Origin of the sequence: Bradyrhizobium sp. 164, from assembly GCF_023073715.1 — a bacterium.
In the GTDB taxonomy this organism is placed as follows: Bacteria; Pseudomonadota; Alphaproteobacteria; order Rhizobiales; family Xanthobacteraceae; genus Bradyrhizobium.
In genome coordinates this window covers 1-24,350 of record NZ_JADPKA010000071.1, presented here as the reverse complement: position 1 = coordinate 24,350, position 24,350 = coordinate 1, and the positions used below count along the sequence as shown (strand labels likewise).

The 24,350-nt window shown below is 58.9% G+C and carries 19 protein-coding genes and 9 pseudogenes; 12 read left to right on the top strand and 16 right to left on the bottom strand.

Annotated features, from left to right (window positions below; translation table 11 throughout):
- Positions 1 to 33: 33 nt before the first annotated feature.
- Positions 34 to 1,040: pseudogene (locus tag IVB01_RS23125) on the bottom strand (IS110 family transposase).
- Positions 1,041 to 1,101: 61 nt separating this feature from the next.
- On the opposite strand from IVB01_RS23125, the pseudogene IVB01_RS23120 reads away from it, so the two are divergent.
- Positions 1,102 to 1,670 (top strand): annotated as a pseudogene (locus tag IVB01_RS23120) (transposase); the annotation flags it as partial.
- Positions 1,671 to 1,697: 27 nt separating this feature from the next.
- On the opposite strand, the pseudogene IVB01_RS23115 reads toward IVB01_RS23120, so the two are convergent.
- Both IVB01_RS23115 and IVB01_RS23110 read right to left on the bottom strand, forming a co-directional pair.
- Positions 1,698 to 3,008 (bottom strand): annotated as a pseudogene (locus IVB01_RS23115) (recombinase family protein).
- On the bottom strand, positions 2,995 to 3,174 hold the full coding sequence (locus IVB01_RS23110) for a hypothetical protein (RefSeq protein WP_176540802.1): 180 nt from the start codon (positions 3,172 to 3,174) through the stop codon (positions 2,995 to 2,997). The pseudogene IVB01_RS23115 and the gene IVB01_RS23110 overlap by 14 nt, the downstream one beginning before the upstream one ends.
- Positions 3,175 to 3,486: 312 nt before the next feature.
- On the opposite strand from IVB01_RS23110, the pseudogene IVB01_RS23105 reads away from it, so the two are divergent.
- Positions 3,487 to 3,723 (top strand): annotated as a pseudogene (locus IVB01_RS23105) (transposase domain-containing protein); the annotation flags it as partial.
- 186 nt (positions 3,724 to 3,909) lie between these two features.
- Here IVB01_RS23105 and tnpB read toward each other — a convergent pair.
- Positions 3,910 to 4,213 (bottom strand): annotated as a pseudogene (gene tnpB / locus IVB01_RS23100) (IS66 family insertion sequence element accessory protein TnpB).
- 28 nt (positions 4,214 to 4,241) lie between these two features.
- Entirely contained in the window at positions 4,242 to 4,667 is a 426-nt protein-coding gene (locus IVB01_RS35500; protein WP_346659347.1) for a transposase, read from the bottom strand.
- A gap of 477 nt (positions 4,668 to 5,144) precedes the next feature.
- Between IVB01_RS35500 and IVB01_RS23090 the strand changes: the two genes are divergently transcribed.
- Positions 5,145 to 7,076 (top strand): CocE/NonD family hydrolase, encoded by a 1,932-nt coding sequence (locus IVB01_RS23090; RefSeq protein ID WP_247494902.1) that lies wholly within the window; start codon positions 5,145 to 5,147, stop codon positions 7,074 to 7,076.
- Positions 7,077 to 7,642: 566 nt separating this feature from the next.
- Here the strand turns inward: IVB01_RS23090 and IVB01_RS23085 are convergent.
- The gene (locus tag IVB01_RS23085) at positions 7,643 to 8,026 is read right to left on the bottom strand and encodes a reverse transcriptase domain-containing protein (protein ID WP_247494901.1); all 384 of its coding nucleotides are present in this window, start codon (positions 8,024 to 8,026) and stop codon (positions 7,643 to 7,645) included.
- 83 nt (positions 8,027 to 8,109) lie between these two features.
- Here IVB01_RS23085 and IVB01_RS23080 point away from each other — a divergent pair, with 83 nt between their 5' ends.
- The 7 genes and pseudogenes from IVB01_RS23080 to IVB01_RS35490 all read left to right on the top strand — a co-directional run bounded on the left by IVB01_RS23080 (position 8,110) and on the right by IVB01_RS35490 (position 12,845).
- On the top strand, positions 8,110 to 8,364 hold the full coding sequence (locus IVB01_RS23080; RefSeq protein WP_235884970.1) for a ribbon-helix-helix protein, CopG family: 255 nt from the start codon (positions 8,110 to 8,112) through the stop codon (positions 8,362 to 8,364).
- Between the two features lie 140 nt (positions 8,365 to 8,504).
- Positions 8,505 to 9,113: a recombinase family protein gene (locus tag IVB01_RS23075; RefSeq protein WP_247494900.1), complete on the top strand. Its 609-nt coding sequence runs from the start codon at positions 8,505 to 8,507 to the stop codon at positions 9,111 to 9,113.
- A 48-nt stretch (positions 9,114 to 9,161) separates the two neighbouring features.
- Positions 9,162 to 9,242, top strand: a pseudogene (locus IVB01_RS35735) (hypothetical protein); the annotation flags it as partial.
- 86 nt (positions 9,243 to 9,328) lie between these two features.
- Complete coding sequence (locus IVB01_RS23070; protein WP_247494899.1) at positions 9,329 to 10,186, top strand: zinc ribbon domain-containing protein; 858 nt, start codon at positions 9,329 to 9,331, stop codon at positions 10,184 to 10,186.
- Positions 10,187 to 10,460: 274 nt separating this feature from the next.
- A pseudogene (locus tag IVB01_RS23065) lies at positions 10,461 to 11,798 on the top strand (IS1182 family transposase); the annotation flags it as partial.
- A 191-nt stretch (positions 11,799 to 11,989) separates the two neighbouring features.
- Positions 11,990 to 12,658, top strand: coding sequence for a transposase (locus IVB01_RS35495; RefSeq protein WP_346659346.1), 669 nt, complete (start codon positions 11,990 to 11,992; stop codon positions 12,656 to 12,658).
- The gene (locus IVB01_RS35490) at positions 12,540 to 12,845 is read left to right on the top strand and encodes a transposase domain-containing protein (RefSeq protein WP_256464863.1); all 306 of its coding nucleotides are present in this window, start codon (positions 12,540 to 12,542) and stop codon (positions 12,843 to 12,845) included. Before IVB01_RS35495 ends, IVB01_RS35490 begins: the two co-directional genes overlap by 119 nt.
- A gap of 864 nt (positions 12,846 to 13,709) precedes the next feature.
- Here the strand turns inward: IVB01_RS35490 and IVB01_RS23055 are convergent.
- The 9 genes and pseudogenes from IVB01_RS23055 to IVB01_RS23015 all read right to left on the bottom strand — a co-directional run.
- Positions 13,710 to 13,905 (bottom strand): annotated as a pseudogene (locus tag IVB01_RS23055) (transposase domain-containing protein); the annotation flags it as partial.
- A 48-nt stretch (positions 13,906 to 13,953) separates the two neighbouring features.
- Positions 13,954 to 14,796: an ABC transporter permease gene (locus IVB01_RS23050; RefSeq protein ID WP_247494898.1), complete on the bottom strand. Its 843-nt coding sequence runs from the start codon at positions 14,794 to 14,796 to the stop codon at positions 13,954 to 13,956.
- 4 nt (positions 14,797 to 14,800) lie between these two features.
- Positions 14,801 to 16,051 carry an ABC transporter permease gene (locus tag IVB01_RS23045; RefSeq protein WP_247494897.1) on the bottom strand — a complete coding sequence of 417 codons (1,251 nt, stop codon included), beginning with the start codon at positions 16,049 to 16,051 and terminating at the stop codon, positions 14,801 to 14,803.
- A 74-nt stretch (positions 16,052 to 16,125) separates the two neighbouring features.
- Positions 16,126 to 17,166, bottom strand: coding sequence for an ABC transporter substrate-binding protein (locus IVB01_RS23040; RefSeq protein WP_247494896.1), 1,041 nt, complete (start codon positions 17,164 to 17,166; stop codon positions 16,126 to 16,128).
- Positions 17,167 to 17,251: 85 nt separating this feature from the next.
- Complete coding sequence (locus IVB01_RS23035) at positions 17,252 to 18,346, bottom strand: ABC transporter ATP-binding protein (protein WP_247494908.1); 1,095 nt, start codon at positions 18,344 to 18,346, stop codon at positions 17,252 to 17,254.
- Between the two features lie 551 nt (positions 18,347 to 18,897).
- Entirely contained in the window at positions 18,898 to 19,611 is a 714-nt protein-coding gene (locus IVB01_RS23030; protein ID WP_247494895.1) for a group II intron maturase-specific domain-containing protein, read from the bottom strand.
- Positions 19,508 to 19,996, bottom strand: coding sequence for a reverse transcriptase domain-containing protein (locus IVB01_RS23025; RefSeq protein ID WP_247494894.1), 489 nt, complete (start codon positions 19,994 to 19,996; stop codon positions 19,508 to 19,510). Before IVB01_RS23025 ends, IVB01_RS23030 begins: the two co-directional genes overlap by 104 nt.
- A 115-nt stretch (positions 19,997 to 20,111) precedes the next feature.
- Positions 20,112 to 20,414 carry a hypothetical protein gene (locus IVB01_RS23020; RefSeq protein WP_247494893.1) on the bottom strand — a complete coding sequence of 101 codons (303 nt, stop codon included), beginning with the start codon at positions 20,412 to 20,414 and terminating at the stop codon, positions 20,112 to 20,114.
- A gap of 136 nt (positions 20,415 to 20,550) precedes the next feature.
- Entirely contained in the window at positions 20,551 to 20,799 is a 249-nt protein-coding gene (locus tag IVB01_RS23015) for a MarR family winged helix-turn-helix transcriptional regulator (protein WP_346659345.1), read from the bottom strand.
- Between the two features lie 52 nt (positions 20,800 to 20,851).
- Between IVB01_RS23015 and IVB01_RS23010 the strand changes: the two are divergent.
- Positions 20,852 to 21,969, top strand: a pseudogene (locus IVB01_RS23010) (IS630 family transposase).
- 279 nt (positions 21,970 to 22,248) lie between these two features.
- Here IVB01_RS23010 and IVB01_RS23005 read toward each other — a convergent pair.
- On the bottom strand, positions 22,249 to 22,722 hold the full coding sequence (locus tag IVB01_RS23005; RefSeq protein ID WP_247494892.1) for a reverse transcriptase domain-containing protein: 474 nt from the start codon (positions 22,720 to 22,722) through the stop codon (positions 22,249 to 22,251).
- 1,139 nt (positions 22,723 to 23,861) lie between these two features.
- On the opposite strand from IVB01_RS23005, the gene IVB01_RS23000 reads away from it, so the two are divergent.
- The gene (locus IVB01_RS23000) at positions 23,862 to 24,182 is read left to right on the top strand and encodes a 2Fe-2S iron-sulfur cluster-binding protein (protein ID WP_247494891.1); all 321 of its coding nucleotides are present in this window, start codon (positions 23,862 to 23,864) and stop codon (positions 24,180 to 24,182) included.
- Positions 24,183 to 24,350: the final 168 nt, after the last annotated feature.

Here is a 24,350-nt window from a genome sequence, read left to right as displayed (position 1 = left end):
CGCTTTTGCCCTCGCAAACGGAACGCGTTCCAGTTATACGTGCGCGCGGTACTCTTCACCATTGGCCATGATCGGCCCAAGCGATCGGTGCAGTCTTGTGAGCGAGCGCGACCGTAACGACGTTGAAGGGACGCCTGCCGAGCATCTCTGTTATCCAGGTATTGGCTACCCGATGGATACGGCCGCGATGAACGGCCGCTCGGGCACCATGTATTAGCAGCTTACGAATGTAGCCATCGGCACGCTTGCTGATACCGCCAAAACGCTCTTTACCCCCCGTCGAATGCTGCTTCGGGACTAATCCGAGCCAGGCAGCGAAATGCCTTGCAGAAGCGAACTGTTGTGGATGATCGACAGACGCCGCCAGGGCGGTAGCGGTAAATGGGCCGATGCCCGCCACCTTCATGAGGCGCCGACAGACTTCACTGCTTTTGGCGGTTGCAAGGATCGTCTTCTCTTGGCTTTCAATGTGTAGCTCAAGATCTTCGATCTGATCGACAAGGATTAAAAGGGCGCTACGCGCGCTTTGTGGGATACTCTCATCAACTTTCATGAGTCCCATGAGCTCTCTTGCGCTCGCTTTCCCTTTCCCGGTCACGATCCCCAACTCGCTCAAATGACCGCGCAGAGCATTGATCGCACCTGTGCGCTGTCGAATAAGCAGATCTCGCGTGCGATGTAGCATTAAGATTCCCTGCTGTTCGACGGTCTTTACAGGGACAAACCGCATGCCAGGCCGTTGGACGGCTTCCCAGCACGCCTCCGCATCAGCAGCATCATCCTCGTTTGTCTTCACGTAGGCTCGTACGTAGCGGGCCGGCATAAGACGTGCTTTGTGCCCAAGCTTTATCAGTTCACGACGCCCAATGATGAGAGCTGCCGCAAGCCTCAAGACCAACGAGACAACTTGGAATCCGAGAAAAGAAATCGATAACTTTGCCGCGAGCGAGCTTCTTGCGGATAACTTCTCCATCCTCCGTAATCCAGTGGATTTGAAACCAGCTCTTCGAGATATCAAGCCCAATTGTCATCATAGCCATAGCTTGTCCTCCTTCTGGGTGCTCTTTCGCAGCTTATCAGGGCGGGGACTGTCCATCTCATTATGTGCGGGATGACCGACCCTTCGCCGGGCCTGCCCCGCCGGCGGCAGTCTATTGCGCCTCGAGCGACCGACGGGGCGAGCACCCGCAGAAGCATCTGGCCGCCTTCGCCGGCATCCGGATTGCTACAGCGGCTTCGAGCCGTTGTTCGATCCGCAAAAGAAAGCGATGCCGATCACACCGACGTTTTGCCTGGCCCATGCGCGGCGGGGCTTCTTCGAGCTGGCCGACATCGAGAAAAACGCCCAGGAAGGCCAGAAGGGCAAACCGGTCTCCCCGATCGCACTGGAGGCGGTCAGACGCCTCGATGCGTTGTTCGAGATCGAGCATGCCATCAAAGGCCGCAGCGCCGACGAGCGGCGTGCCGTGCGCCAGGAGAGAAGCAAGCCACTGTTCGACGACATGCACGACTGGCTGCTCCGCGAGCGAGAAACCCTCTCGCGCTCCTCCGAGGTCCTGAAGCCAATGAACTACATGCTCAGGCGCTGGGCCGACTTTGCCCGCTTCCTCGACGATGGCAAGATCTGCCTCAGCAACAACGCCGCCGAAAGAGCGTTGCGCGGCATCGCAAGCCTTGAGTCATTGTGAGCCCCTTCTTTAAGTGCTTGTAAACATTGGAAGCGTGTCCGCGTCAATTTCGCGAGACGGGCAACCCTTTCGGGCGATCGCTGTTTTGACCGTCTCGGACGCCAAATCGGCAGCTCGAATCTGAAAAGGCGCTCGCGGAACAACCTGTACAGCAGGAAGAACGCCGCTGGAGACAAGGCGGCGGATCATATGACTTGAGACACCGGGCGCTTTTGCGGCCTCGATCTGCGCAAGCCATTCGCCCTTTTTTTTCCGCTGAACGGTAGGCATGGATGCCACGCACACGGCGAATAGAGCTGACCCGATGTGCTGTCCAGGTCTTACCCATGCCGGTGGGCAAGCCCATCCGATTGAGCGTGGCGGCGATGTGCTCGTCAGACCAGCGCCCGGCCATGCTGCGGATAACAGCCAAGGCATCTTCCGCCGTGGAGGAACTGTGTTCACCGGAGCGCGGCTTGCGGATCCGAAGCTCGGAGTGCTGCCCACCCTGCCAATGGATCGTGAGCACAACGTCGCGTACCGCATCGTCGACGTCCGCGATGATGTCGACGATCAAGGCTCGCAGCAGCTGCTGGCGCGCGCGCATCGTCCAGGGGATTTCCAGGCTACGGACAGGTTATCCGCCAGATCGGCAAAGGTGCCGAGATCGCCCGCGTGGCCGGATGACTGATGGTTATTCTGGCGATTTTCCAGCTCGCGCACACGGCGCAAAGCGCACTCCCAGTTCTTCTCCAACTGCGCAGCGACCTTGCAGACGCAGGTCAGCATCCAAGCCCAGACCGGCTTCGCGATGCCAGACATAACCAAACGGCACTGATAAGCGTAGCTCGCCACGTTTGGCCTTCGCCCTGGCTGCCTCAAGCATCCCGCCCGGATTATGCCCAACTCAAACTCGCTTATGCTTCCCTTCATGCCGAGCAAGAGCCGATCGTTCGGAAGGCAAGGATTATAAACGCCGTCGTGATCAATCACCCTCGCTTCGACAAGCCCGCATAACTCAAGCAGATGATGCCAATCGCGGCCGTTGCGCGCGAGCCGCGATGCATCGAAGCAAATCACGGCGCCAACGGCTCCTGCGCACAACCATGCGACCAGCCGATCAAGGCCGGGCCGGGCCACCGTTCCACTCGCCGAACGGCCGAGGTCATCATCAATGACTTCGACGTCGGAGAGGCCGTGCCGGCGCGCAATATCCACAAGGTCGTACTGTCGCCGTTGGCTCTCCAGATTGGCCATCACCTGGGATTGCGTTGACTGCCGCACATAGACGACAGCTTTGCGCTTTAAGAGCGCTTCCGGGATCTGGTCAGTGTCGGGCATCACCGAGCTCCTCGACTACCAGGCCGGCGGCCTGCATGAGGATTTGGGCGAGCGTCAGCAACGCCTTCACCCGCGCCGCCTCGTTCATCCTGTCCAGCCTGTCTGGCTCGAATATCAGGCTCAGTTGTCCGTCTGAAATCCGTACAGCTACGCGCTCCTGCTTCATCGGCGTTCTCCCATGCGACTCGATCGCTCGGGGAGTTTGTGGAAATGGCGAGCGCTGTGACCAGTCTCTTCAGCTCTGACAATGCGGCAAGATCAACTTGTGGTGGCCCGGAGGTCATCTCCGCGCATGCGATTGGATCTACCATCCAGCCGGGAATCGTGATGATCGTGCCCAATGGGGTTCGGATCCGCAAAAACTGACCTGCCGCGCGTTGTTCCACACGACGCACGTTCACCATCCGGCCAAAATAGGGATGCCAACGATAGTGGACCTCGAAATCCTCCCCGACATGGGCAGAATGAACGGTAAACGGCCTTGGGAAGGCGCAATTGGACCTTCGCCGGCAGCCTGCGCGGCGCCGAACGCGCCGCCATCATGCTGACGATGAGCACCACCTGTCGTCTTAACGATGTCGATCCCAAAGCCTGGCTCTCCGACGTCTTTGCCCGGACAGCCGATCTTCCCGCTTCGCGTCTGCGCGAACTGCTGCCCTGGGGGTGGAAGCTCCCGCGCCAAGCCGACGAACCCAAAGATCAGCAAGTTGCCTAACCTCCAGGCAGCGCCGGTCATAGCCGACCCGGCCCCCGCGCGCATGCGTCAATCAGGCGGCCTTCGTCGTATGCGTACGCACCATGTCGGTCAGCGCCGCCGGATCGGTCGGAAGAGCGTCGGAGCGAATCGCCATGATCAAACGATACATCCGCGCGCCACATGCTCCAGTCAAATCCGCACCTCTCAGCCGACAACGGCCGGCTGCTTCACAGGCTTGGGTGAGACTCGCGTCCACTCAAGTCCGTCCAGCAGCATCGCGAGCTGCGTCGCACTGAGATGCACCACGACGTCGCGGATCGGCGGCCAGGTGAAGCGCCCCAGCACCATGCCGCTACCGTCCCAGGCCAAAAGCTTCACTCTGTCCATGCGCTTGCTGCGGAACACAAAGACGTCGCCGCAATACGGGTTCGCACGCAGCGCTTCGCTCACCAAGCGCCAACAGCGTGTGCACCGACTTGCGATAGTCGATCGGCTGTGCCGCCAGCACACACCTTTGAGGTCAGATCGTAGTGCAATCACCGGATGCTCCGGAGCGCCGTCGCGAGCGTCACCAGATCCACGCCCGGTCGACCCGAATGCGCGCGCCACTCATCTCGATCTGGATTACCCCGGAGAGCTTGGCGGCCGGTGCAGCGATCTCCAACGGCCTCGTCTGTGCCGACGAAATCCGCTCGGACTCGCCAGCTATCCCACCACCACCCTCCGCACCAATTTGGATCGGCGAAGCTCGGTGGCTTGCCGGCCACCGCCGCCGCAACCTGGTGTCGCCACACCGTGAGTAGCCCGCGGGCAACGCCATTGCGCCGCGCCACCTCGGAGATGTTCGCACCCTCCTCAAAGCTCTCCGCCACGATCCGGGCCTGCTCGTCGCCCGTCCATCGCGTCTCTTCATAAATTGCCGATCCGAGTGAACCGCATCTGCTGTCGCTAATCGTCTGAATTTGGAAGATATGTCCGGTCAACGTTGATCGATAACGTGCGTTTATCTTTGCCAACTCCGCAAGATGGCCTGATCTGACCTGATCTGACGACACTGGATCGGCCGTCCTCGACGGGTGCCCGGATTCTTGGGCCGAGAATCTTCTGCGGCTCGTCCGGTGCAACGATCACCACTCTTATGCCGCACGTAATCCTCGCCGTCAGTCCGTCGGTGCAAGCCTTGTAAAGCGAGTAAATGCGTTTCTAGCCAGAGGGTCGATGCGACCGAGGAAACCAGATGTTCCGCTCCCTCCGCAATTGCCTATTCCAGCGGCGCAGCATTAACGCAGCTTTCCTGCCGCGAAAATCACTTTTTTGCAGAGATTCTCTCCTTCGAAACCACGATTCGCCGTTATTAGTTGCCGGTGCAAACTAAGTTCCAAGCTTCTCCCGGACGTTCAGATACTATGGGTCTAATCGCGCTAAGAGGAACTGGAACAATGGAAGATAGACGCGACGTTCGCTGGGTGCAAAACATCCTGATACCCCTCAACGATGGCATCCAACTCGCCGCGACGCTGCGCCTACCGTCTGCTCCGGGAAAGTATCCCGTTGTCGCGACTTTCTCTCCCTATCGCAAAGATGATCGCGGCGGCGCCTCGGCTGCGTATTCGAGCAGCTATTTCACGGATCACGGATATGCAACACTACTTGTTGACTTGCAGGGTTGTGGTAGCTCTGACGGAGTTACCTCCCTCGACTACGAGAAAGAGGGACGCGAAGCCGCCGAGGTCGTCGAATGGGCGGCGGCCCAGGACTGGTGCGATGGCTCGGTCGCGGTTTGGGGTATTTCCCATGGAGCTTACCTTTCGGTAGCCGTTGGAGCGCAACGGCCACCACATCTGAAGGCGATCGCTCCGATGCACGGCGGAACAGGTCGGCGTGAAGAAGCGTTCGCGCCAGGAGGATGCAAGGTCTGTATGGTCAACGTCAGCTGGATGGCGATGATGTTGGCGCTCGATCTGGCACCACCGACGCTGCAGGACCATGATGGGCGGTGGATGCATATATGGCGCGGGCGTCTCGATCGCCTCGATCGCGATGGTATGAGGGACTTCGATGAGCGCTACAATGATGCCGAGGGCAACCCGAAGGACCCAAAGCCGATTGCGACAGAGCAGATTGAGGTCCCGACGTTCGTCATCGGCGGTTGGCGCGACTACTTCCCTCAAGCCATGGTGAATGCTTACCGGGACGTGGCTGGCTATAAGAAGCTACTAGTCGGTCCATGGTTACATCAGTATCCCGACATGTCGACACGGGCGCCGATCGATTTCCTGCACGAATTGCGTCGATTTTTCGACCACTGGGTCAAGGGTGAGCGGAACGGTATTTCGCACGAACCTAGCGTCACCCTGTACGTACAAGGGGCTGAGCGCTGGAAGCACGAGCGGGAATGGCCAATTGCCCGCACCCAGACGCAGGATTGGCACCTACAACCAGGCCACGCGCTGGGTCTAACCTCGACGCAGAGTGAAGATAGCGACGCATACCGCGCCGATCCGACCGTCGGCACAGCGGCGACACTACCCGATGCAATTCAATTAGGTGTGGGGTTCGCACAAGACCAGGCGGAGGACGATCGTCGTTCGCTCATCTACACAAGCGAACCTCTCGAGCAGGGAATCGAGATTACCGGCTCACCCGAAGCGATTCTGCAGGTGACGCTGGAAGATGGCGAAGAACTGCAGCTAGTTGCCAAGCTCAACGCCGTCGCGCCGGACGGCAGTTCCCAGTTGATCACCACGGGTTGGTTATCCGCCGCCCACCGCGAGTCCCTGGAGCGCGCCCAGCCAGTTGAGCGAGGCGTATTGACCGAATACCGAGTTGGGCTTTGGGTGACCTCTTACTTCGTGCCCGCAGGCCACCGGCTGCGGCTCTCGATCTCGTGCTCGGATTTCCCTTTGGTCTGGCCGCTCCGCACCAATCCAACCATAAGAGTGCAGCTCCACGGCTCCCACCTGCGTCTGCCCGTCGTGCCGGAACCTGCCGAGCCGATCGACGGGCCCGCACTGCCGCTCCCCGATCCGACGGTCAATCGTAGGCCTTGGCACGTCCCCAGCGGTGAGCCGTCGACTTGGAAGATCGAGCGCGATATGGTTACGGGTGGAGTTTCAGTAAAGACCGGCTCGACCAGCGATGTTCGCACTCCAACGGGAGCGATCGTCCGAGTCAAGCAGTCTGTACGCGCGACTACCTCTGCAGCACGTCCGGACGCCACAGCCGTTCATTGCGAGGCACACCTCGATATTCGCCTTCCCGCAGGCGAGCATGTCGAAGTGCGAACTCGTAGTCGCTTCACACGTGATACTACCGTTTTGACTGGCGAGGTCATACTGGATGGCTGTCCCTTCTTCAAAGGTGAATGGTGAGCAGCATCTGGCGGGCTATGCCGGACTGATGCAGGCTGACGCCTATCCGGCTTCGGCAGGCTCTACGAGGCCAATCGCAAGGGCGGCCCAATCATCGAGGCCGCGTGCCGAGTAGGCGGGGATGTCGCCATCCCCGCCCCTCACAGACCCGGACGAGCGGATTTCCCGCATCCGGTTCTTCACGCGTAAGCTTGGCTCAGGGAACGGCATATTGGTGGACGATCTTGGCTGGCGGCAGCGGGTATCGCGCGAGCATGGCCCGGAAGCGCGACCACGGCAGATTGCTACGGCGGCCACCCCGCGCGAGCCATTTCATCCATATCCGCAGGAGCTGGTGGTGGTACCATCTGATCCGTCGGCCGTTTCCGGAGATGCCGTAGTAGGCGGAGTGCCCCCGGATCACCCGCGACAAGTGGGCGTGCTGTTCCCTGAATGCACGATGCAGGTTGAGCCGACACCATTACATCACGGATGCCAGCGCGAGCGTACGGTCTTTTGCCTTTATCTGCCGGACGACATTCTTACCCTTCCTCGATTGACCCCACACGTGGGTGAAGCCAAGGAAGTTAAATGTGGTCCCCGCCGTCGCGGGATGGCGCCCCACCCGGGCGCTTGAACCGGAAGTCTACGAAGCGGGTCTTGGTCGGATGAAGCTGAAGCCCATACTGACCGAGTCGCTTACCCAACACATCCAGCAATCGCTTGCCGGACAGGTGATCCTCGAAGGCGATCACCGCGTCATCAGCGTATCGCACCAGTTGCCACCGTCCCTTGAGCCGCAGCCGCACCACCCGCTCGAACCATTCATCCAGCACATAGTGCAGGTAGATGTTCGCAAGCAATGGCGAGATGGCTCCCTGAACGCAAAAGATAATTTCCGCTTTGAACGCGTCATCACCGGCTGGCGCGATGGAGCTATTGTTGATTTGAGACGCAAAAGGTAATACCATTATGTCATATGATTCGATCGACGCAGGCGCAGAAGGCCGAGCGGCTGAGGGCGGCGCGACGCTTGCTCGCGAAGAAAATCGGCATGGCGGAGGCGGCCTTGGCGCTGTCGCGCGAAAGCGGCTTGTCGCTGCGGCAAGCCTATCGCTATCTCGAAGTGGCCAAAAGGAAGGAGCCGCTCCTTTCCGCGCCGCAGCCGTCTGTGACGCTCTCCCTGAAGATGCCGGCCGATCTCGCCCAAAAACTCCAGGCGCATGCGGCGGCTTCCAGGCTTTCGGCAAGTGAGGTGATGCGCCGGGCGGTGGCCGCCTATCTCGCGTCTGTCCGCGAAGATGGCTGAGCGGCGAAAAAAGCGCGACGTTCAACTCGAATTTGCGTTCGACCGGCTCGTCGCCGCCAAACTTGAACAGGTTTACGAAATTCTCGTTCCAGATCAGGTGCGCTTCGCGCGCGCCGGCGCCGATGTGACGGGAGGCGAAGATGAAAACCGCCGCGATTTACGCCAGAGTGTCGTCGGACAAACAGAAGGAGGAGAACACGATTGCCAGTCAGACGAGCGCGCTGATCGCTTTCGCGCGCGAGCAGAACTGCGACGTGCCGGCGGAGTGGGTGATCGAAGACGACGGCTATAGCGGCGCGAGCTTGTTGCGCCCTCGCGATCTCGCCGCAGAAGGGCGGATCCAAGCCGTGCTCGTCTACGCTCCCGATCGGCTGAGCCGGCGCTATGCGCATCAAATCCTTCTTATCGAAGAGTTCACGCGCGCCGGCGTCGAGGTGTTGTTCATTCCCTCGAGACGGGCGGCGACGCCGGAAGACGAGCTACTGCTGCAGTTTCAGGGCATGATCGCCGAATATGAACGCGCGCAAATCCTGGAGCGGTCGCCGCGAGGGAAGCGCCATCGCGCCCTTCAAGGCCAAGTCAGCGTGCTTTCCGGCGCTCCGTTTGGCTATCGCTACAAGCGCAAGACCGATCACTCTGCCGCCTATTATGAGATCGACGAGCGACAGGCCGGTATCGTGTGCTGGGTCTACGAGCTTTACACCGCAAGAAAACCGCAGCATCGGCGCCATCACGCGCCTGCTCAATGAGCACCAGATCCGACAGCCAAAGAAACAGGCCGCTGGGAGCGCTCGACGGTTTGGGCGATGCTGCGCAATCCCGCGTATAAAGGAACGGCCTGGTTGGCAAGACTCGGATCGCGCCGCGCATGCGTGTGACGCGGCCGTTGCGACTGCGCGGCGGTGTCGCGCCTCGCAACAGCGCCAATCATGAGCTTCCTCGCACAGAGTGGATCGAAATCCCTGTGCCGACCATCATCAGCGAAGAGACCTTCGCACTGGCGAATGAGCTTTTGGAAGCCAACAAGAAGCATGCCCCGCGACGCACGATCACGCCGAGCGCCCTGCAAGGATTGTTGAGCTGCGCCAAATGCGGCTATGGGCTCTATCGCACCTCCACAAGGTCGAGCGCTCGAACTATCCATTACTACCGCTGCTTGGGCTCGGATGGCTGGCGCCGGCTCGGCGGGCCGGTCTGCGACAATCGCCCGGTGCGCCAGGATTTGCTGGACGAGGTGGTATGGAAAGAGATCGTGCGTTTACTTGAAGACCGAAACCTCATCGAAGACGAACTTGAGCGCCGGCTCAAGGCGGCGCGCAACGCCGATCCCACACAGCGCCGGGAGGAAACGCTTCGCCGCGATCTTGCGCGCTCCCGGAAACGCATCGAGCGTCTCCTCACGGCCTATCAGGAGAGCCTTCTCTCACTTGAAGAGCTGCGCAGCCGCATGCCTGATTTGCGCAGCCGCGAACAGGCTTGCCTATTGGAGTTGCAAGCGATCGAAGACCAATCGAAGGAGCGGGAAGTTTGTCTGCGTCTCGCCGAATCCGTGACGAGCTTCCTCGACCACCTGCGCTCGTCCGTCGGCGAGCTCGATATAATCGAACGCCGACGCGTGCTGCGCCTTCTCGTGAAGGAAGTCCTCGTTGGCGACGACAAGATCGTCATCCGCCACTCCATCCCTCTCCCACCCACCCCTCCGGGTGGAAAGGAGCGCGGCGCCGCCGATAGTTCCGTGACCGCTCCTCCACCGCAAAGTTATCTTTTGCGTTCAGGGAGCCATCACGCCATCTTGGGGCGTTCCACCAGTCGAGCGGCGTAGGATGCCCTTTTCGAGCACCCCCGCCTTCAGCCATTTGTCAATCATCCTCCGGACGATGCCGTCCGTGACTCGCTGATCGAGGAATCGGCGCAGGTGCGCATGGTCCATGGTGTCGAAGGAAGCGGCCACAGACTGCCCATCCCCCTGATATTCCGGATTTAGTGACGATCACGCGCAAGCGTCACGCTTTCGAAGGTCGGACGTTGGCCGTGATCAGCACCATTAGGCGGCGCGGCATCCACTATCTTCTCACGGATCTGCCGGACGGCAGTCGGTCGAGGCACTCGACCTGCATGAAATGGGGTTTGAGCGTGTGATCGCCAACGAGACGGGCCGGCCCTCCTATCATCCGGCAGTCCTTCTGAAGCTTTACATCTGCGGTTATCTCAATCGGGTGCAATCCAGTCGCCGCCTGGAACGTGAGGCGTGCCGCAATATCGAGGTGATGTGGCTGATCGGCCGCCTGGCTCCCGATCATAAGACAATCGCCGATTTCCGGAAGGACAATGGCGCGGCGATCCGGAAGGTTTGTGCCAAGTTCGTTGCTCTATGCCGGCAAATGGGTCTGTTGCAGACCCCAAGCGTCGCAATCGACGGCAGCAAGTTCAAGGCGGTGTACAACCGCGACCGCAACTTCACGCATGCCAAGATGGCGAGGCGGATGGCGCAGATTGAGGAAAGCGTCGGTCGATATCTGCATCAACTCGATAGCGCCGCTCGGCAGGAGCCATCGGAAGCGATCAGCATCAAGACGACGAGGATCAAGGAAGTGATCTCTCGGCTTAAACAGGAGATGAGCCGCCTGGAAGTGCTTGATGCGCAGATGCGCAACACGCCGGATCAACAGATATCGCTCACCGATCCGGATGCCCGTTCGATGGCCACCAGCGGACGCGGATCGGGTGTCGTCGGCTACAATGTCCTGGTCGCGGTGGACACCGAACACCATCTGATTGTTACGCACGAGGTCATAAACGTCGGCAGCGACCGTGGGCAGCTTGCTCGGATGTCGAAGCAAGCCAAAGAAGTGCTCGAAATGGACAAACTCGAGGCGGTCGCCGACCGTGGCTACTTCGACGGAGAGGAGATATTAGCCTGCGAAGAGGCCGGCGTTGCAGTCACCTTGCCCAAGCCCATGACGTCGAACGCCAAGGCGGAGGGCCGGTTCGGCAAACAGGACTTCGCCTACCTGGCTGATGCGGACGTCTACCGCTGCCCATCCGGCCAGCTGCTGCCCTATCACTACACCAACATCGAGCATGGAATGACGCTGCGCCGTTACTGGTCGACAGCGGCGTGTCAAGGCTGCGCGATCAAGAGCCAATGTACGCCGTCCAAGGAGCGCCGCATCACGCGCTGGGAGCATGAGCATGTGGTCGAGGAGGTCCAGAGACGGCTCGATTCCAATCCCGACGCCATGCGGACGCGGCGCGAGACCGTCGAGCATCCCTTCGGCACGATAAAAGCCCGTATGGGTGCGACCCACTTCCTGATGAAGCGCCTACGGAATGTCGCCGCTGAGATGGCGCTGCATGTTCTCGCCTACAACCTCACACGGTTGATGAACATCGTCGGAAAACCGAGCCTGATTGCAGCCATCCGCGCCTCCTGAAGGCCGGAAAGTGCGTCCAAAAGCGCAATACCGCGTCGTGATACCCACTTTGGCCGCCATTGGACGATCCGACGCGACAACATCGGCGGCCTGCAATGATTGGCGACCACGGCCGCGTCCGACCTATCTGTTTGCACACAACCAAGACCCATCCCGTACCTCTGCCCTGCTCTGAGACCCCGGCCGAACCGGTGAGCCTGACCATAGCGGCTTTCCCGGTGCTGCCCCCACGCCCAACACGGCGAAGACTTCAGCATGACCATGATTTCGAGGCTGCCACAGGGCTTAGGTACCTGCTGTCTACGCTTCACGAGCGACGTTGCCGCCACCCATGCAAGACTCGCTTCCGGCTGGCGGGCTCCGCCTTTGCCGGGAGGGCGTCGAACCCTCTGGGTCACGTTGAAAAGTTTCAGATCACATTCTTCCTCCTTTCCAGGACTTGTCCTGACGCAAGCTGGGCACACGGCAGGCGCAAGTTCTTCGATCTCGCGCGGCTCAGCAAAGCGCCGATCGCGGCCGAGGCGGTCAAGCGCATCGATTTTCTGTTCACCATCGAGCGCGAGATCAACGGTCTTACTGCGCAGGAGCGTTTGCGTGTGCGCCAGGAGAGTAGCCGCCCCCTGATCGTCGAGCTGGAGGCGTGGTTGCGCGAGCACCGCGCCAAGCTCTCCAGCAACAACGACACGACCAAGGCGATCAATTACTGCCTCAGCCGCTGGAATGCATTTAGCCGCTTCCTTGATGACGGACGGCTTTGCATGTCGAACAGTGCGAAGAAATTGGACCTTCGCCGGCTCCGACGAGGGCAGCCGGCGTGCGGCTGCCATCTACAGCCTCCTCGCCACCGCAAAGCTCAATGACATCGACCCTCAGGCTTGGCTTGCCGACGTCTGGCGCGCCTACCGGATCACCCCGCCAAGCGCATTGACGAACTGCTGCCTTGGAATTGGCAGCCTCGAAGCGTCGTCACGCTGCTTAAGCGCGATCAACCGTCCGCCAAAAACGACCCAGCTGGGGGCCGTCGCCGGATGCGTACACCTAAGATGATGGACATCCGTGACCGCATCATGCGTAGGCACAGACGCTGGCGTCGTCTCGGAAAATAGGCCATCCGGCGAAATGAAGGCATCTCAAAGCGCCGGGCACCCATCGAGTCAGTGTTCGCCTATCTGAAGCGCTTGCTCGATCGCCCCCGGCCGATACCGCGGTCTCATCAGGAACGCGGTCGCGTTCCAGCTTGCCGCCACCGTGATGAACCTCAGGCGCTGGTCCACCGCGCCCCTCCACGCCGCCTGACGCCGCCCACCGGGGCAGATCGCCCCGGCTGCTGTCACGACCCGCCGCCATCCAAAAATCGTAGCTGTCCCTCGATACGCGACTTCCGCAATGCTCTCGCTGTGCAGACGACAGGGTCGTGGGCTCCGAAACAAAGTCCGGGGCCCTACGCTTTATCGGTACTGCGTGAGCGGATGTCGAAGTTTGGTCTCTCGCTGAATGAGAAGAAGACGCGGATTCTGGAGTTTGGACGGTACGCGGCCGAGCGCCGCACACGCCGGCGGCAACGCCGCCCGGAGACGTTCGACTTCCTCGGGTTCACGCACATCTGCGCTGTGACCCGGACAATTCGCACTTCACGATCCGGCGCGTGACAATCGCACGGCCTGATGACCTGATGAAGGGTAACCGGTATGAGCTCCCGCGTCCGCGAGCACCGATGGCGAGCAGCGAGCAGATCCAATCGAGCGGGCTCATCGACACCGTCCGGCTACGATCGCAGCGGCATAGCCGTCTAGCATGGGAATGTTGGTGGCGGCAGATGGCGATCGACGCGAGCCTGGAGCCATCGCTCGAGCTCCGCAAGCGGCATCGCGGCTGACGCCATCGACGATGCTGCTTCATGGCGGCGTGGGGTCATGCCGCTACCTGTGCCTGCGGTGTGCGCCGGCGCGCCGCCTTCCAGTTCTTAGGCGAGTAGCTCGTGCAGCTGATGGCTCTTGGTTCGCCCGGACACGATGCGCTCCAGCACATCGGTCAGATAGGCCTGCGGGTCGAGCTCATGGAGTTTTGCCGTGTTCACGAGCGACGCTACGATCGCCCAGCTCTCGGCGCATAGACGTGGCCCTTTTGTCCGACCTTTGCAAGTTGATACGGGAAGTCATACTACGGCAGCTGCTTTCCGAGACCCTCGTAGGCGCTCCGAGCGCCGACGAAGCAGTTCTACAGTGGTTAGCATGACAATCGCGAACAGGGTCAGTACGGTTGCAGCAGCTGTGATCGTCGGGCTGATCTCCTGGTTGATGCCGGAGAACATCGCTTTGGGCAAGGTACGCTGATTTGCACTTGTGATGAACAATGCGACCACAACTTCATCGAACGAAGTTATGAAAGCGAAGAGAGCGCCGGAGATCATACCTGGAAGCACAAGGGGAAGCGTGATCTTGAAGAAGCTGGTGACAGGCGGCGCACCGAGGCTGGCCGCCGCACGAGTCAGCGAATGGTCGAAACCAATCAAGGTCGCGGTTACGGTGATCACCACGAAAGGTGTTGCTAAGGTTGTGTGCGCCAGAATCAGGCCGGTAAAAGTATTGAGCAATCTGGCATCTGCGTAGAAGAAATATATCCCGACCGCTGTGATTACGACTGGTACAACCATGGGCGAAATCAATAAGCTCATCACTGCCGTGCGCCATGGAAACTTCGGCCGACTAAGCCCCAGCGCGGCAAGAGTACCCAGCACAGTTGAGAGAAGAGTTACCATAACGGCAACGAAGATCGAATTATAGAATGAACCCACCCATCTGTCGGTCAGGAACAACTCCTCATACCAGCGCAATGACAAGCCTGGCATTGGAAAAGTGAAAAATGGTTCGGAATTGAATGAGAGCGGGATGATCACCAGAGTTGGCGCAACAAGAAAGATGAATACTCCCCCACAAAGCACTCGGTGTAGGTAATACCAGCTCCTCTCGAGCGGGGACGCATACAACGATAAGGCCATTGATCTACCCCAGCTTGATTCGATTGATCCCGACCAACTTGTTGAAGACAAAGTAAAGCGTCAGTGTTGCCGTGAGCAGGATAGCGCCCAGAGCCGAGGCCATCCCCCAGTTGAGGTCCTCGTTCGTATAGTGGGCGACGAAAAAACTAACCATCTGGTCGCTCGGTCCCCCCACCAGTGCCGGTGTAATGTAGTAGCCGAGGCAGAGAATGAACGTAAGTAAGCAGCCCGCAGCTACCCCTGAGAGGGTTTGCGGGAAATACACCTTCCAAAAGGCATAGAAGGGGCCTGCGCCCAGCGATTGTGCGGCGCGGATATAGCTGGGCGAAATTGTCTTCATTACGCTGTAAATCGGCAGGAGCGTGAATGGCAACTGGATGTGAGACATGGCAACCAGGGTGCCAAAACGGTTGTAAATGAGTTCGGCCGGCTGCGAGATCATATGTGACGCCACGAGTATCTCGTTGACGGCGCCGTGTCGCTGCAGAAGCACGACCCAGGCGGTCGTTCGTACCAACAAGGACGTCCAAAACGGCAAGAGCACCATGATCAGCAGCAGGTTGGCATGCTTAGGCTGTAGTGTTGCTAAAAGGTAGGCGACGGGGAAGCCTAACAGTAATGTCGCCAGCGTCACCCCGAAGCTGATTCCAAACGTGCGCAACCACACGTCTTGGAAAATTGCGTTTCCCGGTGACGAAGCAACAATCTCGCTATTGGGACCGTATTGGTAATCGGCCGCCCGCAGCAAATAATAGAATGTGTAAGGAGAGGTTCCGCGCTTCAGAAGACTCCAGACGTCGTGCCGAGCCCACAGCGCGTCGATTTTGATCAGCGCCTCTTTATAGGGACCAGTTGAGAGTTCTTGCGCCTTCCGGGCGCTCGACGTCACCTTGCTGACCACACCGGCAATCTCATAATTCATCCGCTTTCCGATTACGCCGGCAGTCCCTTGGTCTATAGTTTGTTTAAGGTCCACCACAAGCGCGGCGTAAACTGGCTCATCCGGCAGGCCATTACCATCCCACTGTCTGAGTTCGGATATCGTTCGCGGCAACAGCGTCAGAAGGGTATCGTCGTGAACTGCGTTGACCAACATCCGGGCTATTGGCAGGACAAAGAAAATAAGAATGAAGAAAGCTAGCGGCAGAACGAGAATTAAGGCCTTTACCCTATGCCGACGCTCGGCACGCATCAGCGTGACACGCAAAGGAATTCCGTGGGGTTCATCGAAGATTTGGCCGTCCGAGATTGCCATCGACTTCCTACCTTAGTTAGCTCGCCTTGGGCGGGAGGAGGTCTAAAGCCTCCTCGCTTTCCTTTCTGTATAGCTCACTTGGCCAGCCAAGCAGTAAAGCGCTCAAGCAGTTCCTCCCTATGGTTCGCCCAGAAGACCGGGTCCGTAACGAAAGCGTTGGTCATGTGATCTGCAGTGTTGGGCAACACAGCTCGCGTCGCTGGTTCGATTTCAGCCATCGCATCAGCGTTGGCAGGCCCATAAGAGATGTACCGCGCAAGGTTTGTTTGCCCCTGGGGGGATCCCGCAAAGTGGAGGAACTTGTATATGGCATCCAGGTTCGGAGCACCTTTAGGAATCATCCAGATATTGAGGCTCAGCGCCTGTCCATCCCAAATGATCTCGAAGTTCTTGCCCGAGTTCTTGTTCGCGTCATAGATTCGACCATTTGCGGCTGACGTCATAACGACTTGACCATCAGCCAGAAGTTGGGGCGGCTGAGCGTTAGAGGTCCACCAGATCACGTTCTCTTTAATTGTGTCGAGCTTTTTGAAGGCGCGATCGACGCCCTCGGGCGTGGAGAGCACTTTGTAAACGTCTTTGACCGGTACTCCGTCGGCGATCAAGGCCCACTCAAGATTCCACGTCGGCGACTTTATGAGGCCTCGCTTGCCCGGGAATTTCTTGGTGTCGAATAGATCCCCAATTGTCTTCGGGCCGCTCGGCAACTTATCTTTGTCGTAAGCCAAGATGACTGAGTAAACTGATTCGGGAAACGCACACTCGTATTTGTCGGCATCAGTGAACTTCGCCCGGTCGAGTCCAAGCTTCTTCCAGTCGATCCTCTCGATAACGCCTTCATCGCACAACAGTCGTGCCGTACTGACGGTGCTTGAGATGACATCCCAACTAACCGCCTTGGTCTGAACCATGGCCCGAATTTTCGCTAAATCGCCATTATATTCGTCTTCATTGACCTTAACGCCCGACTGCTTTGTAAAAGGCTCGATAAACGCTTGGCGCTGCGCTTTCTGATAAGCTCCGCCATAAGATACGAATGTAAGCTGGTCGCTGGCAAAGGCCGGCTTTGTAGCTGGCAGAACTGCGATTAAGCTGGCCATGAGGCCGGTGCTCACGCAAACAACTCTCATCCTTCTTCTCCCCTCGTTTTCCGCCTCAAGTTGACGCGGTGTTGCACAGCCTTGTTTTCGGCAAACAGTGCTATCTCTCGACGCCAAGCGCCCTGCAGTCCTCGATTTTCCAGCCTATGGTGATGATTGCACCGGGCTCAACGCGCGTGAGATCCTCAGCACTATTCAGCTTGATGACGAAGTTGTCGCAACCACAGGCTAAAAGCCGGACCCGTACATGGTCCCCCAGGTAAATTAGCTCCTCGATGCGCGCGCTAAAGACATTAGGCATTGAGCCCGGCATGGGATTCAGTGTGACTCGCTCTGGGCGCAAGGACAGCTCTGTCGGCGCGCCCACATCGACATTGATTGCCAGCGCTCGAACATCACCCGCGCCCTCGATTTCCACGCTGCATCCTGGACCATCTATTGCGGTAACTTTTCCACGCATCTGATTGCTCTCGCCGATAAACCGAGCAACAAAGGCATTCTGTGGTTTCTCGTAAAGCTCAACAGGTGTGGCGAGCTGCTGAATGGCTCCGTCCTTGAAGACGGCGATGCGATCCGACATGGTTAGTGCCTCGGCCTGGTCATGCGTCACATAGACCACCGTAACGCCAAGCTCCTCATGGATGTGCTTGATCTCGAGCTGCATATGCTCGCGCAATTGCTTGTCCAGCGCCCCGAGTGGCTCATCCATTAGAACCAGCTTGGGCTCGAAGACGAGCGCGCGCGCGAGTGCGACACGCTGCTGCTGGCCGCCCGAAAGCTGACCGGGCCGGCGATTGCCATATGCGCCAAGTCGGACGATCTCGAGAGCGCGGTTGATCTTTGCTTCTATGTCTAGCTTGCCAAGCTTGCGAACCTTCAACGGGAAAGCTAAATTTTCTTCCACAGTCATATGCGGAAACAGCGCGTAGTTCTGAAATACCATTCCTATGTTGCGCTTGTACGGAGGCACGTTGTCTAGCGCGCGACCACCTAGAATGATTTGGCCGCGGGTAGGCGTCTCGAAGCCGGCAAGCATCATGAGGCTTGTTGTCTTGCCGGAGCCAGAGGGGCCGAGCATGGTAACGAACTCTCCGCCGGCAATGTCCAAATTAAGATCTTTTACGACTAAGGTCTCGCCATCATAAGTTTTCTGGATATCGATAAGTTTCACCAGCGGGTCATCAGCATTTAGCATCTGCCCTACACTTTTGGACTCTCCCACTACTGCGGTCTCGGTGGTCCGCCGATACCAAGTATATTCGTTGGCGGCTATGGACATGGTTGCAACTCCCCTGGCAGCTTCTCCATCATTGACCACATTCAGGATGCTCCAATCAGGACCCCGGTCAATGCAAAGGCAGAAAGCTAGATTTCCCCCTGAGCTCTTTGCTCGAACCTAGCCACTCCAGGAGTCTATGGCCTGCAAAAATATGCGGTGTATCCGCAGATAATCAGCGCGTACCCCCGGCACTATGCAGGATTCCTGAATTGCTCTACTCAAAGTAGTACATCCCCTTCTGACACGCGTCGGCGGTCTCCGCCTCGAATTGATCCGACCTGGTGATCGGCTCAGCATTTCTGCGCCGATCTCGTAATCGACAGTCACGCCACGAAAGTTGGCGTGCCGCCGGAGCCCACGGCCCGAACAACAACCAGTTCTGCGGCTCGCCGTTCGCGCCATCGCTCTTGGCGTACAGCAGATCGCCGCGGAGGCAATCGTTTTGGCCGCGGCCATTTCGCCCTTCTTCAGTTCTGAATGATGCAATGGATCACTCCTCCGGTTTCACGGCTGGCGGGTCTGTTGAGAATCAGGATTGATCGGATAGGGGGGAGCCTCGCGGCTCCGCCCCTCCCACACCACCGTGGGTACGGGTCCGTACACGGGGGTTCGAAAAAGTTGCGCGAACACGATTGGAACAAGGATGGCAGGCCGAGCGATTTGAAGTATGTATGCTCTGCTGCGAGATACCACGGACCGCGGCCGGTGCCGGCCGTGTTCCTTGCAGCCCACCCTGAGACCCCATTTGCGATGAGTGCCGCGCGGCGGCGCCGTGGGGTTTTCCATTGGCGCCACAAAGCGGCCCACAGTCGGAGGCGGACCCAGCGAGTGAGGGCTATCAGCACCTCGGGCGTTTCGCAGAAGCCGAAATAGTCGCGCCAGCCCCGCATACAGGTGGCCAGTTCTTCCATTGTCGTCTTGATGCTGACGCCCTTGGCCCGTCGCGTAATCTCCCGGATTCGTTGCCTGAACCGTTCCAGCGATTTCGGCGCGATCGTGCGCTTGATGCCTGGACCACCGGTGAAGCTGAACCCGAGAAACGTCCGCTCCTGCGGTCGTGCCACCGCACTCTTCGCCTCATTTACCTTGAGCTTGAGCTTGAGCTTTTGTGTGATGAAGCGCGAGATGCTCCGCTGACCCGCGCGTTCGCTGCGAAACGTAGACGTTACAATCGTCCGCATAGCGAACAAAGCGGCGTCCCCGATGCTCCAGTTTGCGGTCGAGTTCGTCGAGCACGAGGTTACTTAGCAGTGGCGAAAGCGGTCCTCCTTGCGGAGTTCCTTCCACGCTCGGACTGAGCAGTCCGTTCTCCATCACCCCTGCATTCAAAAATGCCCGGATGAGCTTCAATAGCCGCTTGTCCTCGATCCGTTTGGCAATTTGGCCCATCAGTTTGTCATGGTTGAGTCGATCGAAGAATTTTTCCAGATCGAGGTCGACCACCCACCCGTTGCCTTGCGCAATGTATTGCTGCGCTTGAGCCACGGCGTGATGCGTCGACCGATGCGGGAACCCATAGCTGTATTGGGAGAACGTTGGATTCCATCGCCTCTGCAGAACCTGCATCACCGCTTGCTGGACAAGCGGTCCAGCACGGTTGGGATGCCAAGCTTTCGCACTCCTCCGCCATCCGGCTTCTGGATTTCCACCCGTCTCACCGGTTTCGGTTCGTAGATCCCGTTCAGCAATTGCTATGGATGACCGGCCAGTGCTGCTTCAGGTAGTCACCGAGTTTATCAACGGTCATCCCATCGATGCCGGCGCTGCCCTTGTTGCTCCTCACTTGCCGCAATGCTTCCTTCAGGTTTTGTCGCTCACATACCTTCTCCATGATTCGACGCGTGTCGGCTGGGCGTTCGGGCTCGTTCGTCACCGAGAGCGATTCGATGTCTTCCCCTCCCGCCTGCCGGGCTTCACCCGTCGGCGCCGATGAGAAGTCCAGTCTCAACTGGATGTTCAGCCGCTTGTCGCTCTCGAGATTCATGTCCTACTTGCCTCTCCTCTCGTTCGGGCCTTCAGCCATCGTTCCCGGCTCAGCCTATCTGTTGCCTCCACCTTTCGGCGACGGAGTGCCTCACTAGTGGTTCTGCACAGTGATTTTGACAGGTTGGGTCCGGCAGTCAGATTAGCTCCGGCAGGAGTTTCGGATCAATGAGGACCTCGATGCTGCGAGGCGTCCTTGGCTGCCGTCTGATGAGGCCGGCGCGTTCCAGCGTCAGCACCATCTGGTGAACCGAAGGCGGGCTGACGCGGAAATATTCCTGCATGTCGGTTTCGGCCGGGGGCCTGCGATGCAGCCGGGTATAGAGGTGGATAAAAGCCAGATACTGCCCCTGCTTGGGCGTGAAGGGTTTTGTCGAAGGACTCACGCCGGCCATCCGATTCAGTTGTTCGTGCGTGCCTCGAACGAGGAGGCACGCCATGAATGTACGCTATCGGGTCGAACTTAGCCAAATCGAGCGCACCGAACTGAGGGCGCTGCTCAGCGGCGGCAAGCATGCGTCCCGCAAGCTCAACCGAGCGCAGATCTTGTTGGCCGCCGATGCCGGGACCAGCGACGAGTAGATCGCAAGAAGCGTCGGCGTGAGCGGCTCGACCGTGTATCGAACCAAGCGACGCTTCGTGAAGGGCAATCTGGAGCGGGCGCTGAGCGCAGCGCCGCGTCCTGGGGCGGAACGCAAACTCACAGGCAAGGACGAAGCCTTGCTGGTGGCGACAGCCTGCGCCAGTCCGCCAAAGGGCCGTGCCCGCTGGACGCTAAAGCTGCTGGCGGGTGCGATGGTCAAGCTCACCGAACACAAGAGCCTGTCGCACGAGAAGGTTCGGCGGCGCCTGGCCGAGAATGGCCTCAAGCCCTGGCGCAAGGACATGTGGTGCGTTCCGCAGGTCAACGGCGAATACGTCGCCCGCATGGAGGATGTGCTCGACCTCTATGCCGAGGCGCCCGACTCCAGACGGCCAGTGGTTTGCTTCGACGAAAGCCCGGTGCAACTCATCGGCGGGGTGCGTCAGTCCATCCCGGCCAAGCCGGGCCAGCTCGAACGTTACGACTACGAGTATCGTCGCAATGGGACAGTCAATCTCTTTGTCCACCTCGACGTGCATCGTCCTTGGCGCAAGGTCAAAGTCACCGAGCGGCGAGCCGAGATTACGCCCAATGCATGCGTGATCTCATCGACATCCATTATCCCAACGCCGAGATCATCCGGGTCGTCCAGGACAATTTATCGACCCACTCCGCCGGCGCCCTCTACCAGGCGTTCCCGCCCGCCGAAGCCAGGCGGATTTTGCGACGGCTCGAGTTCCACTACACTCCAAAGCACGCAAGTTGGCTCAACATGGTCGAGATCGAAATCAGCGTCCTGCGAGGCCAGTGCCTGGATCGCAGGATCGACGACCCCAAGCGATTGCGCCGCGAAATCACCGCCTGGGAACGACAACGAAATGCCGCCCGCTCCCGCATGAAATGGATGTTCACAACAGACAAGGCTCGCGCCAAAATGGCAGGCGCGTATCCCGCCACTCCCAAAGAGTCATAATCACTGTGACGAGGTACTAGCCTTGCCGACGACATAACCTAATACGCCATCTGCTGACTTCTGCCCCGCGGTCAGGAAGACTCGTGGCATTCTCAGTCGCCGAAGCGACACGGGACAGATCTCCTGGGGTAAGCTCAGCCGCCTTCCGCGCACTGTCGCCGAATCTACGCTTCGCATCCTAATGGATATGGACTTCGCGGTATGTTGCCCGCTTGTCCGACGCTTGCGCCTTGTATTGGGTTTTTGTCCATCGACTCACGCGTTTGCTAGATGCTTCCTTCAGACACCGCCTCGCGGCGTTGGAGCCAACCCCCTCGGACAGGAGTATTGAGATGGCCAATTTGAGCTCTCTTCGCCGCTAGCCCAGACCCGCCATCGAGATCGCCAATGTCCTGCGCTGGCATGGCGACGCCTATCGTCGTGACCGTGCCGGTCATCTCGGTCGGGTCGAGCGGCGCGTGATGAGCGCGATCGTGGTGGAGGATGAGTCCATACCGCGCAAAGGACCGATAGCACGCGTTTGGCGTCGACGATGTTGTCGAGCGCTATCGGCGCTTCATCGGCGAACCGGACAAAGGTGCAGTCCCCGTTAAGGCGCGGCCTCACCTCGGTCTCGAACCATTCGTCCAGCGCATGCTGCAGGAAGACGTTCGACAGGCAAGGCGAGATTACGCCCCCTTGCGGGGAGCCCTCGGTCGTGCGGCGCAGAAGACCGTTTTCAACGGCTCCTGCCTTCAGCCATTTATAGATCATCCTCCGGATGACACCGTCCGTGACTCGTTGGTCGAGGAACGCTCGAAGGTCGGGATCGAGTCAAGCTGAAGGCTGAGCGGAATATCCCAAAAAAATTGTCCAGGGCCGTGGCACGCCTGTGCGGGGTAGAAACAGCCTTGTGCCTTACGCATGAGCCATCCAAATGGACGTCCTTTTTGCCGTCCAATCCCATCCCACACCTCCGTTCAACCCGGAGGCTCCTTCGCACATTTCTTCTAACTCTGAAGCCATGGTATCGGCTTCCGCTTACGCGCGGTATGGACCGCGCCCGATGATCGATCCGTCGACGTAGGCGCCGCGACCCAGGGCAAGCCGCTCACCAACTGCTTTCCAGTTCACAGTCAGTGCGTCGAGATGGGGTCGATCCTTCAGTCCGCACCGCAGCACGCCAACATCACCAGCGGCGAACGGATCTCCCATATAGCCGACCGGCTTGAGGTTGATGGAGTGCTCGAAAGCTCGGTGAGTCGCTCGCGCGAGGCCGCGATGCCGGCGCGGCAAGCGATCGCCGCGTTCTAGCTCCGGGTTGAGACCAGGCCCCAACCGCTGTTTTCTTGCAGAATTTCTGCCGCCATGGGCGGCTTTTCGCGGCCATTAGGCATCGCCTCTCGCATATATTTGCCGCTAACAACGCTTCGCGAGAGGGTCGCGAGAGGGCACTGTGTCCAAATCGGAAGAATTGTTGGACTATGCGGTCTGCTGCACGACGACGATCGCTGATCGCAAGCGCAAAATGATCAGACCCGGGACTCTAAAGATGAACACTGCTCCGAACTCGCCATTTTCAGCCGACTGTTTCATGCTTCCGCTTGCCGACAAGAGATGCTTTTCCTGCGTATGAGGTCCTGCGAAAAAGTGGCTCGGCTATTTGGGAGGGCATTAAGTGCTGGGACCTACTTGAATCGAAAGTCACCCACCGATCATTTGGCATTCAACGTGAGTCCACGACTTCCTCGGTATGCCTCTCGCCAGACTCAAAATGCGAGAGTGCCTGAAGGCACTTATTGGTCGTCTTCGAGATCTCCGTCCTGATCCGTCAAAGAAGGCACCGCTGTTCTGTGTGTTCTCTCATCGTTCCTTCTCTCCGTTGTACGGTCTTTTTCTAGGAAACTCGACCAATGAAAGTTCTGGTTTTTGATCGACGAGGCAGGTTGGTCGAGCTTGATAACGTATCCGCGCCGACGCTCATGCGTGCAGTTCGGGATGCAGGGCTGGATATAACCGCACAGTGCAGCGGGTGCGCCTCGTGCGCAACCTGTCATGTCTATGTCGATGATGCTTGGCAGGCTAAACTCAAGCCTGTCGGTGAAATCGAGGACGCGATGCTGGATGTAGTCGAAGGGCGCCAGGAAGGTTCGCGGCTATCCTGCCAGATTGAATTGACAGAGAATTTGGACGGTCTGACCGTAACACTCGCGCCCGGCTCCGGATTTGACTAGGCGTAGCGCTCTCATCACGCAGCTCGTTAAGGAGGTTCGGACCAAATCGATGTGATCGGTTGTGTTCATTAGAGCGAGTTGCGATCAAAGCGGATTATACCCGCAATCACGGATGTAGTTGGCGCATTCTTCAGGGGTAAAGAGGCAGAGAGTGCGGCCGATGAGGTC

What these genes read in the sequence shown, in the direction of transcription:
- IVB01_RS23075 (WP_247494900.1), top strand. Translation starts at nt 8,505, where the DNA reads ATGAAAACCGCCGCGATTTACGCCAGAGTGTCGTCGGACAAACAGAAG.
- IVB01_RS23110 (WP_176540802.1), bottom strand. Translation starts at nt 3,174, where the DNA reads ATGAAGCAGGAGCGCGTAGCTGTACGGATTTCAGACGGACAACTGAGC.
- IVB01_RS23000 (WP_247494891.1), top strand. Translation starts at nt 23,862, where the DNA reads ATGAAAGTTCTGGTTTTTGATCGACGAGGCAGGTTGGTCGAGCTTGAT.
- IVB01_RS23085 (WP_247494901.1), bottom strand. Translation starts at nt 8,026, where the DNA reads ATGGTATTACCTTTTGCGTCTCAAATCAACAATAGCTCCATCGCGCCA.
- IVB01_RS23030 (WP_247494895.1), bottom strand. Translation starts at nt 19,611, where the DNA reads ATGCGGACGATTGTAACGTCTACGTTTCGCAGCGAACGCGCGGGTCAG.
- IVB01_RS23025 (WP_247494894.1), bottom strand. Translation starts at nt 19,996, where the DNA reads ATGCAGGTTCTGCAGAGGCGATGGAATCCAACGTTCTCCCAATACAGC.
- IVB01_RS23020 (WP_247494893.1), bottom strand. Translation starts at nt 20,414, where the DNA reads ATGAATCTCGAGAGCGACAAGCGGCTGAACATCCAGTTGAGACTGGAC.
- IVB01_RS23035 (WP_247494908.1), bottom strand. Translation starts at nt 18,346, where the DNA reads ATGCTAAATGCTGATGACCCGCTGGTGAAACTTATCGATATCCAGAAA.
- IVB01_RS23005 (WP_247494892.1), bottom strand. Translation starts at nt 22,722, where the DNA reads ATGATCTATAAATGGCTGAAGGCAGGAGCCGTTGAAAACGGTCTTCTG.
- IVB01_RS23050 (WP_247494898.1), bottom strand. Translation starts at nt 14,796, where the DNA reads ATGGCCTTATCGTTGTATGCGTCCCCGCTCGAGAGGAGCTGGTATTAC.
- IVB01_RS35490 (WP_256464863.1), top strand. Translation starts at nt 12,540, where the DNA reads ATGACGGACGGCTTTGCATGTCGAACAGTGCGAAGAAATTGGACCTTC.
- IVB01_RS23045 (WP_247494897.1), bottom strand. Translation starts at nt 16,051, where the DNA reads ATGGCAATCTCGGACGGCCAAATCTTCGATGAACCCCACGGAATTCCT.
- IVB01_RS23080 (WP_235884970.1), top strand. Translation starts at nt 8,110, where the DNA reads ATGGCGGAGGCGGCCTTGGCGCTGTCGCGCGAAAGCGGCTTGTCGCTG.
- IVB01_RS23090 (WP_247494902.1), top strand. Translation starts at nt 5,145, where the DNA reads ATGGAAGATAGACGCGACGTTCGCTGGGTGCAAAACATCCTGATACCC.